This is a genomic window from Streptosporangium sp. NPDC006013, from assembly GCF_040614275.1.
In the GTDB taxonomy this organism is placed as follows: Bacteria; Actinomycetota; Actinomycetes; order Streptosporangiales; family Streptosporangiaceae; genus Streptosporangium.
The window spans coordinates 1-15,347 of the sequence record NZ_JBEXUE010000023.1 but is presented as its reverse complement, the minus strand read 5'-3'; the positions used below and the strand labels follow the sequence as shown (position 1 = coordinate 15,347).

Annotated in this window: 15 protein-coding genes, 1 pseudogene and 1 other annotated feature; of the genes and pseudogenes, 9 read left to right on the top strand and 7 right to left on the bottom strand. The window is 67.8% G+C overall.

The window, feature by feature from the left end:
* Positions 1-19: 19 nt before the first annotated feature.
* Entirely contained in the window at positions 20-874 is an 855-nt protein-coding gene (locus ABZ260_RS06090) for an alpha/beta hydrolase-fold protein (RefSeq protein ID WP_355613488.1), read from the bottom strand.
* Positions 871-2,097, bottom strand: a complete 1,227-nt coding sequence (locus ABZ260_RS06085; RefSeq protein WP_352037870.1) for an amidohydrolase family protein — start codon at positions 2,095-2,097, stop codon at positions 871-873. The genes ABZ260_RS06090 and ABZ260_RS06085 overlap by 4 nt, the downstream gene beginning before the upstream one ends.
* Positions 2,098-2,191: 94 nt before the next feature.
* On the opposite strand from ABZ260_RS06085, the gene ABZ260_RS06080 reads away from it, so the two are divergent.
* The gene (locus ABZ260_RS06080; protein WP_352037871.1) at positions 2,192-2,788 is read left to right on the top strand and encodes a TetR/AcrR family transcriptional regulator; all 597 of its coding nucleotides are present in this window, start codon (positions 2,192-2,194) and stop codon (positions 2,786-2,788) included.
* Positions 2,789-2,914: 126 nt separating this feature from the next.
* A pseudogene (gene istA / locus ABZ260_RS06075) lies at positions 2,915-3,889 on the top strand (IS21 family transposase); the annotation flags it as partial.
* 28 nt (positions 3,890-3,917) lie between these two features.
* Here the strand turns inward: istA and ABZ260_RS06070 are convergent.
* Positions 3,918-5,167 (bottom strand): IS3 family transposase gene (locus ABZ260_RS06070; RefSeq protein ID WP_355613485.1). Its coding sequence is split into 2 segments (ribosomal slippage): positions 3,918-4,858 and positions 4,858-5,167, totalling 1,251 coding nucleotides; the frame shifts between segments, so codons are not numbered across the junction.
* Positions 4,752-4,865, bottom strand: a sequence feature (AL1L pseudoknot). (Overlaps the previous gene by 114 nt.)
* Positions 5,168-5,228: 61 nt before the next feature.
* On the opposite strand from ABZ260_RS06070, the gene ABZ260_RS06065 reads away from it, so the two are divergent.
* On the top strand, positions 5,229-5,420 hold the full coding sequence (locus ABZ260_RS06065) for a hypothetical protein (RefSeq protein ID WP_355613483.1): 192 nt from the start codon (positions 5,229-5,231) through the stop codon (positions 5,418-5,420).
* A gap of 24 nt (positions 5,421-5,444) precedes the next feature.
* Here the strand turns inward: ABZ260_RS06065 and ABZ260_RS06060 are convergent, their stop codons facing one another.
* Positions 5,445-6,365, bottom strand: coding sequence for a helix-turn-helix domain-containing protein (locus ABZ260_RS06060; RefSeq protein WP_355613481.1), 921 nt, complete (start codon positions 6,363-6,365; stop codon positions 5,445-5,447).
* Positions 6,366-6,488: 123 nt separating this feature from the next.
* Here ABZ260_RS06060 and ABZ260_RS06055 point away from each other — a divergent pair, with 123 nt between their 5' ends.
* Positions 6,489-7,700, top strand: a complete 1,212-nt coding sequence (locus ABZ260_RS06055) for an MFS transporter (RefSeq protein WP_355613479.1) — start codon at positions 6,489-6,491, stop codon at positions 7,698-7,700.
* 632 nt (positions 7,701-8,332) lie between these two features.
* Here ABZ260_RS06055 and ABZ260_RS06050 read toward each other — a convergent pair.
* Genes ABZ260_RS06050 through ABZ260_RS06040 form a run of 3 tightly spaced genes read right to left on the bottom strand, consistent with a single transcriptional unit; the run spans position 8,333 to position 11,039 of the window.
* Positions 8,333-9,265, bottom strand: a complete 933-nt coding sequence (locus ABZ260_RS06050) for a metal ABC transporter permease (protein WP_355613477.1) — start codon at positions 9,263-9,265, stop codon at positions 8,333-8,335.
* Positions 9,262-10,110 carry a metal ABC transporter ATP-binding protein gene (locus ABZ260_RS06045; protein WP_355613475.1) on the bottom strand — a complete coding sequence of 283 codons (849 nt, stop codon included), beginning with the start codon at positions 10,108-10,110 and terminating at the stop codon, positions 9,262-9,264. The genes ABZ260_RS06050 and ABZ260_RS06045 overlap by 4 nt, the downstream gene beginning before the upstream one ends.
* Positions 10,107-11,039 (bottom strand): zinc ABC transporter substrate-binding protein, encoded by a 933-nt coding sequence (locus ABZ260_RS06040; RefSeq protein ID WP_355613473.1) that lies wholly within the window; start codon positions 11,037-11,039, stop codon positions 10,107-10,109. Before ABZ260_RS06040 ends, ABZ260_RS06045 begins: the two co-directional genes overlap by 4 nt.
* A 50-nt stretch (positions 11,040-11,089) precedes the next feature.
* Between ABZ260_RS06040 and ABZ260_RS06035 the strand changes: the two genes are divergently transcribed.
* The 5 genes from ABZ260_RS06035 to ABZ260_RS06015 all read left to right on the top strand — a co-directional run bounded on the left by ABZ260_RS06035 (position 11,090) and on the right by ABZ260_RS06015 (position 15,227).
* On the top strand, positions 11,090-11,548 hold the full coding sequence (locus tag ABZ260_RS06035) for a Fur family transcriptional regulator (RefSeq protein WP_355613471.1): 459 nt from the start codon (positions 11,090-11,092) through the stop codon (positions 11,546-11,548).
* A gap of 78 nt (positions 11,549-11,626) precedes the next feature.
* Positions 11,627-11,899: a cation transporter dimerization domain-containing protein gene (locus ABZ260_RS06030; protein ID WP_355613541.1), complete on the top strand. Its 273-nt coding sequence runs from the start codon at positions 11,627-11,629 to the stop codon at positions 11,897-11,899.
* 435 nt (positions 11,900-12,334) lie between these two features.
* Positions 12,335-12,538 carry a ferredoxin gene (locus ABZ260_RS06025; RefSeq protein ID WP_355613539.1) on the top strand — a complete coding sequence of 68 codons (204 nt, stop codon included), beginning with the start codon at positions 12,335-12,337 and terminating at the stop codon, positions 12,536-12,538.
* A gap of 137 nt (positions 12,539-12,675) precedes the next feature.
* Positions 12,676-14,277, top strand: coding sequence for an ABC transporter substrate-binding protein (locus ABZ260_RS06020; protein ID WP_355613469.1), 1,602 nt, complete (start codon positions 12,676-12,678; stop codon positions 14,275-14,277).
* Positions 14,274-15,227 carry an ABC transporter permease gene (locus ABZ260_RS06015; protein ID WP_355613467.1) on the top strand — a complete coding sequence of 318 codons (954 nt, stop codon included), beginning with the start codon at positions 14,274-14,276 and terminating at the stop codon, positions 15,225-15,227. The genes ABZ260_RS06020 and ABZ260_RS06015 overlap by 4 nt, the downstream gene beginning before the upstream one ends.
* The last annotated feature ends 120 nt before the right edge of the window (positions 15,228-15,347 follow it).

Below are 15,347 nucleotides of genomic sequence, written 5' to 3'. Positions count from 1 at the left end.
CGCATCGGTACTCAGGCGCTTACCGGGCACGGCAGGTCCTGAGGTAGCTGAGGAACGAGGCCTGCAGGCCGGTCACATGCGTTTCGCGCAGGACCGCGCTGGTGACGGCTCCGCCGCGGGCGGTCAGGCGGTGCAGGACGGTGGCCGCGTTCTTCGTGAGGTTCTGGTAAATGGCCAGGTCTCCGAGAAGCTCTCGGTCGTTGACGGTCAGGTGAAGCTTGGCGGCAGGCAGGCTGTCGCCAAGCTCTTCGAGCCGTGCGAAGACCTGACTGTCTTCACTGGCAACGCCGGGACTGCCCGCTCCGATGGTCTCGAAGAGCGTGCAGTCGGTGAGCCAGGTGTAGAGACTGAAAAGTCCGCCGTAGGAGTAGCCGAAAAGGCCGTGACCGCTCGTGGCTGTGCCGTAGTCGCGTTCGATTCGCGGGTGCAGTTCCGAGGTAAGGAAGCTCAGGAAGGCATCGGCGTGGGTGTCGCGTAGTTCGGCGAGGTACGCGTCGGCTTCTTCGTGTGTCCTCGCGCCCGCTTGAACTCCCATCTCCACGGCATCGATGAGCTCCTTGGCGATGGGCTCGCCAGGTGGCACGAGGTCTCTGTTGCGCAGCCGATCCCAGTGCTGCGCTTCCTCGCCTGCGTAGCCGACGCTGACTTGGATGTATGGCTGGATCTTTTGCATGGGGTCCATCTGGGTGACGATGAGCGGAGCCGTCATGCCCACGGCCCAGTTGCCGTCGAGCACGTAGACGACAGGCGCTTGCGTCCCGGCGGGATCGTAGCCCGGTGGCGTGGTGACCCAGACGCCGTAGTCATGCCCGCCGCCGGAACGCATTTCGAAGTAGTCGGTGTCGGCGAGGCAGCCCTGCCACATGGTGCTCATCGGAGGTCCTTCACAACTCGGCCGGCCTGGAGAACGAGGACGGCGTTGGCGGGGTCAGCGAACAGTTCGGGGTCTTCGAGCGGGTTGCCGTTCCAGAGCACGAGGTCTGCCTGCATGCCGGGAGCGATGACCCCCACCTCGTCGGACAGGCCAAGGATCTCAGCGTTGGTCTTGGTGGCTGCCACGAGAGCCTCCATCGGCGTCTCGAGCGCTGCACGCAACCTGAGCTCCTCGCCTCGACGGTCCTGAGCCGGACCGATGAGATCGGAACCCAGCCCGATCCGTACTCCGGCCTCCTTGGCGACAGCGAGCGCCTCCGCCATCCGCTCACGGACACCGATCACACGATCGCGGGTCGACTCGCCGAGGCCGGCTCCAGCGCTGTCATGCAGCAGTTGCTCGACGACAGCGAACGTAGGCACAAGGGCAACCCCGCGAGTGGCCATCAGGGTGGCCGTGGACTCGTCGAGGTCGGTGCCATGCTCGACACAGCGCACCCCGGCCTCGACGGCGTTCCGAATGCCGTCGTCGTTGTGGGCGTGAACCGTCACATAGGTGCCCCGTGCCGCGGCTTCCTGGACAGCGACGGCGATCTCCTCGACGGTGAACTGGGTGTCGGTCAGCCGGTCGTGCGCCCCAACCACCCCGCCGGTCACACAGAGCTTCAGGAAGGAGGCTCCGCGACGGAAGGCCTCGCGCACGTTGCTCCGGAGCTCGTCTGCGTTGCCCGACATCATGGACAGAGCGCACAGACCCGGAATGTGATGGCTGCTCCACAGCTCGGTGGGTTCCCAGTCGGCTCCGTAGTAGCCGTGCCCACCGATCTGGCACTGAACCGGTCCGCACGACAGGACACGCGGCCCCCTGACCTTGCCCTTCGCGATCGTGGTGACGAGGCCGCCGTCGACCCCGCCGGTGTCCCGAACGGTCGTGAAGCCGGCATCGAGCGTCGCGCCGGCCGTGGCGAAGATGTCCGCCGCGAGCTCAGCGGCACTGATCTGAAACGAGAACTGCGGCTGGATCAGGCTCGACAAACCCAGGTGAACGTGAGCGTCGATCAAGCCGGGCGTCATCGTCAGCCCCTCGGCATCGAGGCGCTCGCCGTGTGCGGCCGCGGCACCAAGCTCGGTGATACGCCCGTCTTCGATGGTGACGTTGACGTCGCTGGGGTCGCGACCCGATCCGTCGACGACCGCCGCGCCGACTACCTGAACACGTCCCAAGAGTCGTTCCCTCCGCCGTTGCGAGCAGGCTGCGACCATGTGTGACGTAACCCGGCACTGGCAGCGCTTCTTTTCCAATGGATAAACTGTGGGAGTGATCCTGTCAAGCACAGAACGCAAGAGCGACGCACGGGAGCGTCTCCTCGCTCGGCTTCTCGACGCCTTCGGCGAGGGCCTGCCCGCACCGGAAGTGTCGCTCCGTGAGATCGCCGCCAGGACCGAGACCAGCCACGCCCTCTTGCGATACCACTTCGGGTCACTCCCGGGTGTCTTGGCGGCCATGCTCAAGGCACAGCGATCCCGTGACAACGAGGCACTGCTCGAGGTCGCCCAGCAGGGCACCTTCGACGACCTCGTCATGGCGATCTGGCGGGCCTACACCCGCCCGGAGCAGCTGTCGCGTGTCCGCGGCTTCTTTCACGTCGTAGGACTGGCCGCGTACAGCCCAGAGGACTTTCGTGAGTTCATCGACTCGCTCGACGACCTGACCAAGGTGCTGGCCTCGCTCGCGGAACGTGGAGGGGTCGACACCGAGGAGGCGCTGACTTTGGCCACCGTCACCATTGCCGCGATCCGTGGCCTGCTCTTACAGGAGGTTCTGACTCCAACAGCTCACTCGGAGGACGCGGTCGTCCTGATCCTGCGCATGAGCAAGGCCCAATCCGTTCCACGGACACGCCCGGGGCATTGAACAGGGCGTCAGGTTCAGCCGCCGTCCAGCCCATCCAGCGGACCGCTTGCCGCGGTTGTTAACGACGCGCGAACGGTGACCCCCTGACGACGGCCGAATAGTGACCCCCTTCAGGCACTCTGGAGGGTGATCAAGGTGGAGGACTGGGCGGAGATCCGCCGGTTGTATCGAGCTGAGACGATGCCGATCAAGGCGATCGCCCGGCATCTAGGCATCTCGAAGAACACCGTCAAACGGGCGCTGGCGGCCGACGCGCCGCCGAAGTACGAGCGGCCGAGCAAGGGATCGATCGTGGACGCGGCCGAGCCGCGGATCCGGGCCCTGCTGGCGGAGTTCCCGACCATGCCCGCGACAGTGATCGCCGAGCGGATCGGCTGGGAGCGCTCGCTCACGGTCCTCAAGGATCGGATCCGTGTTCTGCGGCCGCAGTTCAAGCCCGTCGACCCGGCGTCGCGGACCACCTATCAAGCCGGTGAGCTGGTCCAGTGTGATCTGTGGTTCCCACCGGTGAAGGTGCCCGTGGGGGCCGGGCATCTGGCGAGTCCGCCGGTGCCGGTCATGGTCAGCGGATACTCGCGGTGGATGACGGCCCGGATGCTGCCCTCGCGCACTGCCGGGGACCTGTTCGCCGGGCACTGGTCGCTGCTGTCAAAGCTGGGTGCGGTGCCCAAGACGCCGGTGTGGGACAACGAGTCCGCGATCGGCCAGTGGCGGGGCGGCAAACCGCAACTCACCGCGGACGCCAATGCCTTTCGCGGAGCGCTGGGAGTGCGCATCCCGCAGTGCAAGCCGGGCGACCCCGAGGCCAAGGGCCTGGTCGAGCGGGCCAACGGCTATCTGGAAACCTCCTTTCTGCCCGGCCGTGAGTTTTCCTGCCCGCAGGACTTCAACACCCAGCTGACCGACTGGCTCCCCCTGGCCAACAGCCGTCATCACCGGCGCATCCAGTGCCGGCCGCTGGATCGGCTGCATGCCGATCTGGCGGCGATGGTGGCGTTACCGCCGGTCGCTCCGATCGTCGGCTGGCGCACCTCGACCCGGCTGACACGCGACCACTACGTGCGGATCGCCTCGTGTGATTACTCGGTGCACCCCTCGGTGAACCGCGCCGGGTTTCATGGAGACTCGGCTACTTGGTTTCTGCCGCGATGAGTGCGGCCTGTTGGTGACGGTAGTGGATCGCTTCGTACTCTGCGGGCGGGATGTTGCCGCAGGCGGTGTGCAGGCGGCGGTGATTGAACCAGTCGAGGTATCCCAGCGTCGCCAACTCGACGTCGTCCAGGCCCTTCCAGGGACCGTAGCGGCGGATCAGCTCGGCTTTGAACAGGCCGTTGAAGGATTCGGCCAGCGCGTTGTCGTAGGAATCGCCCCGGCTACCGACTGATGCGACCGCGCCGGTGTCGGCCAGGCGCTCGCTGTAGCGGATCGATAGGTATTGCACCCCGCGGTCGGAGTGATGGACCAGCTCAGACAGATCCGCGGACTGGTCGTGGTTGCGACGCCAGACGGCCATCTCCAGAGCGTCCAGGGCCAGATCGGTGCGCAGATGGGTGGCGATCTGCCATCCCACGACCATCCGGGAGTACACGTCGATGACGAACGCCGCATACACCCAGCCCGGCCAGGTGCGGATATAGGTCAGATCGGCGACCCAGAGCCGGTTCGGCGCCGGCGCGCAGAAGGTGCGGCCGACCAGATCGGCCGGCCGGTCGGCCTGGTCGCCGGCGATGGTGGTTGTCCGGGTCTTCCCGCGGACCAGCCCGACGATGCCCAGCTCGCCCATCAGCCGCTGGATCGTGCACCGGGCGACCACATGACCTTCGCGACGCAACTGCCGATAGATCTTGCGGGCGCCGTAGCAGGAGTAGTTGTCCTGATAGATGCGGGTGATCTCCGCCTTGAGCCGGTCATCGCGCACCGCTCGCGCAGACGGCGACCGGGTGCGGGCTGCGTAGTACGTCGAGGGCGCGGCCTGCAGAACCTGGCAGATCGGCTCGACACCCCACTGGGCGCGGTGAGCATCGATGAAGGCGTTCATCTGGGCGGTCGAGGGTCGAGTTCCCTCGCGAAAAAAGCCGACGCCGCCTTGAGGATCTCGTTGGCGCGGCGCAGCTCACGGACCTCACGCTCCAGCTCGGCGATCCGCTTGGCCTCATCGGTGCTGGTCCCGGGCCGCTGACCGCCGTCGATCTCGGCCTGCCTGACCCAGTTGCGCAGCGATTCCGACCCGATGCCCAACTGCCGGGCAACGCGGGTGATGACACCGAACGACTCCCCGGACTGCTCGGTGGACTCCCGCACCATCCGAACCGCCCGTTCTTTCAACTCCGGCGGATATCGACGCTGGGCGGGGTGCGACGAACCAGATCGACCTGACATGGGCTTCATCCTTTCCAACCGATGAAGCCTCCAGCAATCCCGGCGCGGTTCACTGCTGGCGGTGACCCGGTCGCTGGAGGCCGAGGCGATCAGCCAGGACGTGCTCGCGGGCTTGTCGTTGACCGACCCGGTGGAGCAGCACTTGGACGGCAAGCTGCTGGCGTTGGATTTGGACGCTACGCCATCCCCTCTTCCGCCCCCCGAGCAAGGCCTGCGACAGCTCGGCGACGTCCCCGATCTCCCCTGGTCGTGATCGCGGCGGAACCGCCCGGGACCTTCAGCGGAAGGAGCGGCGGTAGGCGGCCGGGGTGGTGCGCAGGGCGGTGTGGAAGCGGCGGCGGAGATTGACCGCCGAGGAGAGGCCGACGCGGGTGGCGATGGTCTCGACGGGCAGGTCGGTCTCCTCCAGCAGGGCGCGGGTGGCGGCCAGGCGGCGTTCCAGCAGCCAGCGGGCGGGTGGGACGCCGAGCTGGTCGGCGAACTGGCGGGTGAGGGTGCGGGGGGAGACGCCCGAGTAGGCGGCCATGTCCTCGACGGTGATCTGGTCGGGCAGGCGCGAGAGGAGCCATTCGAGCAGGGAGGCCAGGGAGTCTGGCATGGGGCCGGTGGTGGGAAGGGGAGGGTACTGGCGCTGGCAGCCTTCGCGGTGCGGACCGGCGGCGAGCTGGCGGCCGATGCGCATGGCGTGGGCGGCGCCGTACTCCTGGAGGACCTGGTGAAGGCAGAGGTCGAGGGTGGCGGCCGAGGCTCCGGCGGTGGCGACGTCGCCGTGATCGACGTAGATGACGGTGTCGTCGGGGATGACGCGGGGGTGGCGGGCGGCGAGTTCGTCGGAGAGTTCCCAGTGGACGGAGGCGCGGCGGCCGTCCAGGAGGCCCAGGGCGGCGGGGATGAAGATTCCGGCGCAGACGGCGATGATGCGGGCGCCTCGGGCATGGGCTTGGGACACCGCGTGGAGTACGGCGGGCGAGGGGGTGAGGGTCCAGCCCGCGATGACCACGGTGTCGGCGTCGTCGAGGGCTTCGAGGCCGCTGTCCACCTGGATGGGGACGCCGAGGGTGGTGGGGAGGGAGCCGGGGTGTTCGGCGCACAGGCTGAAGCTGTAGTGCTGGGGGATGTCGGGGCCGTGGTAGCCGAAGACGGCTGAGGCGGAGGTGACCGGGTAGAGCTCCTGGTTCGGGGCGACCAAGGCGACCACGCGATGCGGGCTGGGGGGCGTCGGGGGCGTTTCTGGGCAATCCAGGGGCATGGCGCAAATGTACCCAATGATGTCATTTGGGACACCGGTGCTCTGATCTGGAAGAATCCAGAATTGGGGCTCATGTGGACGAGGAGCTTCACCCTCTACTTCGGGGCCCGCACGATCTCGCTGCTCGGTGACGCGATGATGCCCGTCGCCTCGGCGCTGGCAATCGGGAAAGTCTATGGGATCGCGGGCGTCGGCTACGTGCTCGCGCTCTGGACCGCGTCGGCTGTGCTGGTCATGTTGTTCGGCGGGGTTGTCGCCGACCGGATCGGCGCCCGGCGCTTGATGATCGGCGCGGACGTGGTCAGGGTCGTCACCCAGGGGGTCGTGGCTGTCGCCTTCCTGGATGGTGCTCCGCCGTACGCCCTGTTGCTGGTGATGGCGTTCTTGTCGGGCATGGCCGCCGGGGTGTTCGAACCGGGCGTCAACGGCATGGTCCCCCTGGTCGCCAAAGATCCGCAGCGGGCCAACGCGACGCTGAAGATCGCCGAGGCGGTCACCCATCTGGCGGGTCCCGCACTGGCTGGAGTCCTCATGGTCGTCTCCGGGCCGGTCTTCGTCTACACGGTGGACGCCGCGACGTTCCTGGTCAGCGGGGTGTGCCTGCTGCTGGTCCGGGTCACCGTACCCAGGCCGGAGCCCTCCAACGTGCTGAGCGACCTGCGCAGGGGCTGGGAGGAGTTCAAGGCCAGGAGCTGGATGTGGTCGGTCATCCTGGTCTGGGTGTTCTGGGGAGTTCTGGTGGTCGGGCCGTACGTGCCGCTGTCGTCGCAGGTCATCGGGGCCGACTACGGCTGGGTGATGGCGGCGCTCGGCCTTGGCACTGTGCTGGGCGGGCTGGTGGCGATCAGGCTCAGGCCGCGCAGGCCGCTGGCGGCCGGGGCGGTGGCGCTGAGCGGGTACGTGGCGGTGCCGCTGACGGTCGCGCTCGAGCTGCCGCTGCCGCTGCCGCTGCTGATGGCCGGGCATCTGCTCGGGGGGTGCGCGTTGGCGTTCTGGTCGGTGATGTGGTCGACCAGCGTGCAGACGCAGGTCGCGCCGGACGTGGTGAACCGGGTCAACGCCTACCAGGTGGCCGGGTCGGTCGCGGGCATGGCAGTCGGGCAGGCGCTGGCCGGTCCGGTCACCGCGCTGGTCGAACCGCGCGCCTTCATGCTGGGGTCGGCCCTGGTGACGGTCGGCGTGGTGGCGGCGCTGCTGTTGATCAAGCCGGTCAGGCGGCTGGGCTGGGAACCTCAGGAGGCCGGAGGCCAGTCGATCTCGGTCTCGGCCAGCTTGTTGACATAGTTGGCCATCGCCTGCAGCTGGACGTAGGCGGCGAACAACGGCGTGTAATCCTCAGGCCGCTCGCCGTGCCGGCGGTGACGTCGGTGAGGTCGGTGAGGTCGTCGTGACTGCTTGCCCATGGCCGCCCCGTTCCGTGTCCGTGTGAGCCTGTGTCCGGACCTACACCTGGCAACCTCGAAGAGTAGGGGCGAGTGTACGAAACGTGGCGGCGACACTCGGGAAGACGAACGCTGTCGCGGGCCGTCGCGGGCTCGCCGTGCGGCGCACCCCTGCGCGCGCGTAACCCTGTCCGAAAAGTCGGAAAACTCCCCGGCCGCGGGGTGCGTTGCGAGCACTCGTCTCAGGATGGTGCCCTGGGCGGGTTCGGGCCGGTGCTGGGTGGCCACCAGGTCCATGAGCTGGTCGTTGACCTCCCGACGAAGGCTCCCGAATCACCAAGATCTTTCTCAGCGCCAACGGCTGTACCGGTGTTCCTCGACCCTAGTGTCGATGACTTCGGCACGGATCTGATCGAGATCGACTTCACCGCTCTCGCCGAGGCGGCGTAGGCGATGTAGGCGATCAGGACAGGCCGACAGGGAGCGGCCGAGGACACCGGTTCCGCGACCACGGCACAAGCTGGACGCGGCGGCCTACCTCAGGTGCATCGATGGACGGCGCATATCGGGAGCGCTCGGGAGCCCCGCCTCCTCTCCAGCCGAAAATGGCCCCGAAGGCCTGTCTCCCGCGCGGGTGCGCAGTGCGCTGATCCCCCGGCAGGCTATGTAGATGGTGAAGGAGATGGTGGTGACGTACGGGCTGATCGGGATGCTGCTGCCCAGTGCCAGCAGGATGCCGCCCAGCATCGAGGTGAGGGCGAACACGACGCTGAGCAGCGTGACGAGGCCGGGTGAGGCGCTGATCCGCATGGCCGCCGCGGCGGGGGTGACGAGCAGGGCGAGGACCAGTAGCGCGCCCACGACCTGGATGGAGACGGCCACCGACAGGCCGAGAAGGATCATGAAGAGCGAGGACAAGGTCCGGACGGGGACACCCCTGGCCGCGGCGACGTCGGGGTCGAGGCTGGCGAACGTGAGGGGCCGCCAGAGCACGCAAAGACCGATCAGGACCACCAGGCAGGTGCTGATCAACCAGGTCATCTGCACCGTGTCGACCGCGACGATCTGACCGGTCAGCAACCCGAACTTGTTCGCGGCCCGCCCCTTGTACAGGGCCAAAAACAGCACACCCAGGCCGAGACCGAACGGCATCAGCACCCCGATGATCGAGTTGCGGTCCCGGGCGCGCACCCCCAAAGCGCCAATGATCAGCGCCGCGACAATCGAGCCGGCCAGCGACCCCGCGGCGACGTTCACCCCGGCCAGTAGCGCTGCGGAGGCGCCGGCGAAGGAGAGTTCAGCGACCCCGTGTACGGCGAAGGGGAGGTCGCGCATCATGACGAAGGTGCCGATGACGCCGCCGACCAGGCCCAGCATCGCTCCCGCGATGAGCGAGTTGCGGACCAGGAACAACAGCTCGCCGTAGTTGTCGTAGTTGAAGATCTGGTGCCAGATGTCACCGGTCATGCTGCAGGCTCTCCGCCGTGGTCGTGGGAACCGGGGGCGCCGACGACCACGAACCTGCCGTGGACCTGAAGCACCTCCACCGGGCTTTCGTACAGGTCGGACAAGGTCTGCGAGGTCATGACCTCCTCAGGGGTGCCGATCAGAAACCGCCCTCCGGCGAGGTAGAGCACCCGGTCGACCATCTCCAGAACCGGGTTGATCTCGTGCGTGACGAACACCACCGAGGTGGCGCAGGAACGTCGCCGCGCGTTCACGAGGTCGGCTACCACCTGCTGGTGGTGCAGGTCCAGCGACAACAACGGCTCGTCGCAGAGCAAGATGGCCGGATCGGTGGCGAGAGCTTGGGCGACCCGCAGCCGTTGCTGCTCACCACCCGACAACACCGACAGGGGAACGTCGGCGAAGGCCGTGGCGCCCACGGCCTCCAGAAGTTCCCCCACCCGCCGACGGCTGCGTCGACCGCCGACGGAAAAACCCCAGCGGTGCCCGTCCACGCCGAGCCGGACCAGGTCGCGGCCCCGCAGTGGGGTCTGCGCGGCGACAGCCCGCTGCTGCGGAATATAACCGATCAGGTCACTCCCCCGGCGGGCCGGCCGTCCGCCCACCAGCAGCGTGCCCGCCGACAGCGACTGCTGACCGAGAAGAACGCGCAGGAAACTGGTCTTGCCTGATCCGTTCGGTCCCAAAACCGCGACGAACTCACCCCGCCGCAGATCCAGGTCCAGGCCCTGCCACAGGACCCGATCGCCATAGGCGAGCTCCGCGCCGGCGAGGCTGAGCATGACGTCGCCATCGGCCATCGCCTTCTCACCGTGCGAAGCCGTGACCTCAACAGGCTTGGTCATTTGGCCAGAGCGGCCTGGAGCGCGTCGAGGTTGGCGCTCATCCAGCCGATGTAGTCTTTGCCCTCAGGCAGGGTCTCGGTGACCGCCACCACCGGGATGCCGTTATCGTCGGCCGCCTTCTTGAGTTGCTCGGTCTGCGGCCCGCTCGTCTGCTCGTTGTAGACCAGGGCTTTGACCTTCTTGCCGCTGAACAGGGCGAGCGTCTCCCGCAGGGCCTGGGGGGAGACATCGTCGCCTTCCTCGATGGCCTCGCTGAACTCCTCCGGAGTGAGGTTCTTCAACCCCGCGGCCTCCAGGATGTACAGCGGGACGGGCTCGGTGATGGCCACAGCGGCGCCGTCCGCCTCAGTGGCGATCTTCGCCTCGTGTTCGACGAGCGGCTGGAGCTTCTGCTTGAAGGCATCGGCGTTGGCGGTGAAGGTGGCCGCCGAGGCGGGATCGGCCTTGGTCAGAGCCGCGGAGATCTGGTCGGCGATCTTGGCGACCGAAGGGAAGTCGTACCAGATGTGCTCGTTGAGTTCGCCACCGGCGGGTGCGGTCTTGCCGGAGACGGTGACGGCGTTGATGACCTGCGCGGAGGGGTTGCCGCTGGAGGCGAGCATGGTGTCGATGAAGTCGTCATAGCCGCCGCCGTTCTCGACGACCACCTTCGCCTTGGACAGCGCGAGCTGGTTTTGGGTGTTGGCCTCATAGGAGTGCGGATCCTGCGCGGGATCGGAGATGATCGAAGTCACCGCGACCTTGTCGCCTCCCACCTGCTTGACGATGTCGCCGTAGACGTTGGTCGAGGCCACCACGGTGACAGGCGTGGAGGGCGGCGAGGCCCCGGCCGCGGGGGACACCGGCTGCGGCGAGGGGGAGGAGGACGCGCCGCATCCGGCCATCAGCAGCGCCAGGGCACAGAGAGCGGCGGAGCGCATGAGGTGCATGCCGGACCTTCCTAGATCAATAACGGTTTTCATTTCAACCTGGTGCTTTCGTGGACAACCCTGTAGAAAGTGAAAACCATTGTCAAGCTGGAGTGGCGATCGACATGCAACAGGTGCCGTGGTGGCACACCCGACTCAACGAAGCCGGCATCCGGGCAACCAGAAAACGCGTACTGGTAATGGAGGTACTACTCACCGAAGCCCAGCCCATCACCGCCGCGAAGCTGCACGGCGAACTCCTGGGACGAGGCAACACCGTCGGCCTGACAACCGTGTACCGAGCGTTGTCCTCACTCGTGGACGCAGGACTCGCCCACGCCTTCACCCAAACAGGCGAGACCACCTACCGCGTCTGCGGCCCCACCCGGCACCACCACCTGATCTGCCGCACCTGCGGCCTGGTGACAGAAGAGGCGACCAAGAAACGACCAGACGGCTTCCGCGTCGAAGAGGTATACGGCATCTGCGGTGACTGCGCGGTCTTCCTCCGGCCGGCGAACCCGGGTTAAGGGCCCGGCCCCGGGAACTGCCGGCCGTCAACCCGATCCGGCCACCACCTCCGCACCACCCGCCGTAGCGACCCCAAACTGGTCGCGCAGGCCGAGCACATCCTCACCGAGGTACCCGGGGTCGAACGAGTCGGTTCGGTGCGGTTGCGCCGGCTCGGTCGCGTGCTGCGAGCCGAGGCCGACATCGTGGTACGCCACGACCTCTCGCTCTTTCAGTCGCACGCCGTGGCCATGGAGGCCGAACACCGGCTCATCCATGACCTGCCACGGCTACGCGCCACCACCGTGCACGCCGATCCCGACGGCCTGGACGGCACCGACCACCATGCCACCCTCCTCGCCCACCGGTAGCCGGTCAAGTGCCGCCCAGCCGATCACGACCGCCCTGGCCGGGCCGCGCCCAAGATGGGCCGACCAGACTCCGCTGAGCATCACCACGCGACATACGCGGTGATGCGGACCGCACCGAAACAAACCGGTGGTCGGGCTGAGGCCGCCGGCCGAGGTGGCGCAAGCAACAGAGCGGACGTGGACCTCGCCGGTCCGGTTGATCCAGCCCGCGAGCCGGTGGACAACAGGCGAGCCCTCAAGAGTGCAAATATGGTTATCATTTCCACTAGCCTGTATCGAACGCCGGCTCCGCACCCGGTTCGGCCGACGCGTGCGACCACTGCTCTTCCTGCTCGCCGTGGTCAAGGGCAACGGCATGACAGTCCAGCTCAGGGAAGGGAAGGGATCTTGGCAATCGCCCCGGGACCGCTCGAGACCGATTCCGAGTGGTCAGGTATCGAGGTGACCGTAGACGCGGGCGTCTGTGTCGGCGCCGGACAATGCGTGCTCGCCACCCCCGAGGTCTTCGATCAGGGCACCGACGGGCTGGTGGTCCTTCTCGACGAGACTCCGCCCCCTTCGCTACACGCCGCCGTGCGAGAGGCCGCACGTCAGTGCCCGTCCGGTGCCATCACCGTCGGCGACAGCACGGCCCGCTGAGAAGACACGCTCGGCGGTCGCCCACCGAACCACTTTCCGCCCCCGTCCAGAGCCGCTGAGGCGGCACGCGCCTGCCTCATGAGCAGCCTGGCTCCCCGAACGCCCACCACCGCAGTGCCCCCATATCAAGGAGAGCCATGTCCCGCCCATTCGACCGCCGTCGTTTCCTTCGCCAGGGAGCCCTGACCGCCGTGGCTCTGGCCGCCGGGCCTGGTTTGATCACCGCCTGCTCCGCTGATGGCTCCACCGCGTCACCGAAGGCCGCTGCGGCTTCCGGGACACCCCGGGCCGGGGGTACCCTCCGGGCGGCCTTCGTCGGTGGCGGCGCGTCCGAGACCCTCGACTTTTTCAACGGCCCCACCCCGCTGGACCTGGTACGAGCCCGCGCCTGGCACGGCACCCTCGGCAATCTCGACCCCGCCGCCGAGGACGGCGTTCGCTACGGGATTCTCAAGGGCATCGATGTGTCCGAGGACCTGTCCACGTACACCCTGCACCTTCGACCCGATGTCCGTTTCACCGATGGCTCCGCGCTGACCTCGGCCGACGTCCTGCACTCCCTGGCGACCCTTGCGGCGGGCAGCACGCTGCCGGTGTATCGGACGGCCTCGCTCAACTTCGACCTCGCTCGCGCGAAGGCGGACGGCGCCCTCAAGGTGATCTTGCCGACCGCTCGTCCGATCGCCGACGGCCGCCTGATCCTGTGCCAGGGCAATTTCCTCGTCGTCAAGGACGGAACGAAGCAGTTCTCCACCGGCATGCCGAGTTGCGGCCCGTTCACGCTCACCGAGTTCACCGCCGGGCAGGGAGCCGCCTTCACCCGCAACGACGACTACTACGGGGCCGCACTGGGGCAGGGACCCCACCTTGCCGGTCTGGAACTGCGCTCGATCGCCGACTCCGACGCCCGGGCCGGTGCGCTGACGAGCGGCGAGGTCGACTTCGTGCACGACCTCTCCCCTGTCACCGCTCGTACGCTGTCCGCCAACGAGAAGTTCGACCTCGTATCCTCCAGGAGCCCTTACCTGGTCGGCCTGTCCTTCCGGATGAACATGAACGTCAAGCCGTTCGACGACGAGCGGGTGCGCGAGGCGTTCAAACTCGCCGCGGACCGCGAGGCCATGGTGAGGACGGTGTTCTACGGCAACGCCACCGTGGGCAACGACCTGCCCTCAATGGGCTTCCCCGACTACGTGGAGGGGCTCGCGCAGCGGGCGCACGACCCTGACAAGGCCCGCTCCCTGCTCAAGGCCGCCGGCGCCGAGGGGATGGAGATCGTGCTGACCACGGGGCCGGAGACTCCGGGCATGGTCGAGGTGGCGACCCTGTATGTCGAGGACCTGAAGAAGATCGGGGTGAGGGCCTCGCTCAAGGAGCTGCCCGCCGGACAGCTCTTCGCCGACTTCGCCGCCTACACCCGGCTGCCGCTGGCCGCCTCGTACCAGGTGCCGGTCCCGGCTCTGTCGACCTACCAGATCGGCACGGCCGGTGGCGCGCCGTCGGCGTTCGGCTGGAAGCGCCCCGATGTCGACGCGCTCGTCTCCAAGTCCCGCGCGCAGAGCGAGCCCGCGGAGGCGAAGAGGATCGGAACCGAGGCGCAAAAGGAGCAGTGGGAGGACGGGAACACGGTGCTGCCGGTGTTCAAGCCCTACGTCAACGCCCAGGCGAAGGGGGTCACCGGCATCCAGGACGACCTGTTCGAGCAGTTCCCCGGTTTTTCCCGGGCAGCCCTGACGTGAGCTGGGCGGTCTTCGTCGGCCGCCGGGTCGTCGGCGCGGCCGTGCTGCTCGTACTGCTGTCCGGCGCGGTGTTCGCCGCCACGGCCGTGCTGCCGGGAGACGCGGTCAGCGCGGTGGCGGGCACCGATGCCTCCATGGCGGAACGCGTCCGGGTCCGGGCCGCCCTCGGCCTGGACCGGCCGGTGGCCGAACGGTATGCCCAGTGGGCACTCAGCGCGGTCCGCGGCGACCTGGGCACCGGATTCGTCGGGCATCGGCCGGTCGTGGAGGTGCTGGGAGCCCGGCTTCCCAACAGCCTGCTGCTGGCCGGCCTGACCCTCGTCCTCACCGTTCCGCTCGCGGTGCTGCTCGGCCTGTCGGCCGGGCTTCGGGCGGGCGGTACCGCCGACCGTCTGGTCTCCTCCCTCGCCCAGGTCGCGGCGGGGATACCGGAGTTCGTGTCGGCGGCGCTGCTGATCGCCGTGCTGTCGGTGCAATTGGACCTGCTGCCACGGGTATCCCTGGTGCCGTTGGGTGGCACCCCGCTGGAGGCCCCGCAGAGCCTGGTGCTGCCTGTGCTCACCCTCACCGCGGTCGCTCTGGCCACGGCCACCCGGCTGATTCGCGTCTCGGCGGCGGATGTGGCGGCCTCCCCGTACGTGGAGACGGCCCGGCTCAACGGGGTGCGTGGCCTGCGCCTGGCCCTGCGTCATGTGCTGCCCAACGCCGTCGGTCCCGCCGTGCAGGCCCTCACGCTCATCACCGGTGTGCTGGTCGGCGGGGCCGTGGTCGTGGAGAGTGTCTTCGACTATCCCGGTATCGGCCGCGAGCTTCAACGAGCCGTCGCGGCCAGGGATATACCGATGGTGCAGGGCATCGCCACGGCCCTGGCCGCGGTGATGCTGCTGATCCTGCTGCTGGGCGACGTCTGTGGACGGCTGCTCGATCCGGTGGGCGGGGATCGGCGGTGACGGGTGTCCTGATGCAGGAGGGGCGACTGCGGGCGGGTGGACCAGCAGGTACTGGTGATCAAAGTGGGCGTTACCCAGAGGATTCCTGTCAGTGCAGGTCAGAGGCATGATTACGTGTCA

Bases quoted from the DNA above. Each gene is read 5' to 3' on its own strand.
- ABZ260_RS06090 (WP_355613488.1), bottom strand. From the start codon at position 874: ATGAGCACCATGTGGCAGGGCTGCCTCGCCGACACCGACTACTTCGAA.
- ABZ260_RS06055 (WP_355613479.1), top strand. From the start codon at position 6,489: ATGTGGACGAGGAGCTTCACCCTCTACTTCGGGGCCCGCACGATCTCG.
- ABZ260_RS06050 (WP_355613477.1), bottom strand. From the start codon at position 9,265: ATGACCGGTGACATCTGGCACCAGATCTTCAACTACGACAACTACGGC.
- ABZ260_RS06045 (WP_355613475.1), bottom strand. From the start codon at position 10,110: ATGACCAAGCCTGTTGAGGTCACGGCTTCGCACGGTGAGAAGGCGATG.
- ABZ260_RS06040 (WP_355613473.1), bottom strand. From the start codon at position 11,039: ATGCACCTCATGCGCTCCGCCGCTCTCTGTGCCCTGGCGCTGCTGATG.
- ABZ260_RS06020 (WP_355613469.1), top strand. From the start codon at position 12,676: ATGTCCCGCCCATTCGACCGCCGTCGTTTCCTTCGCCAGGGAGCCCTG.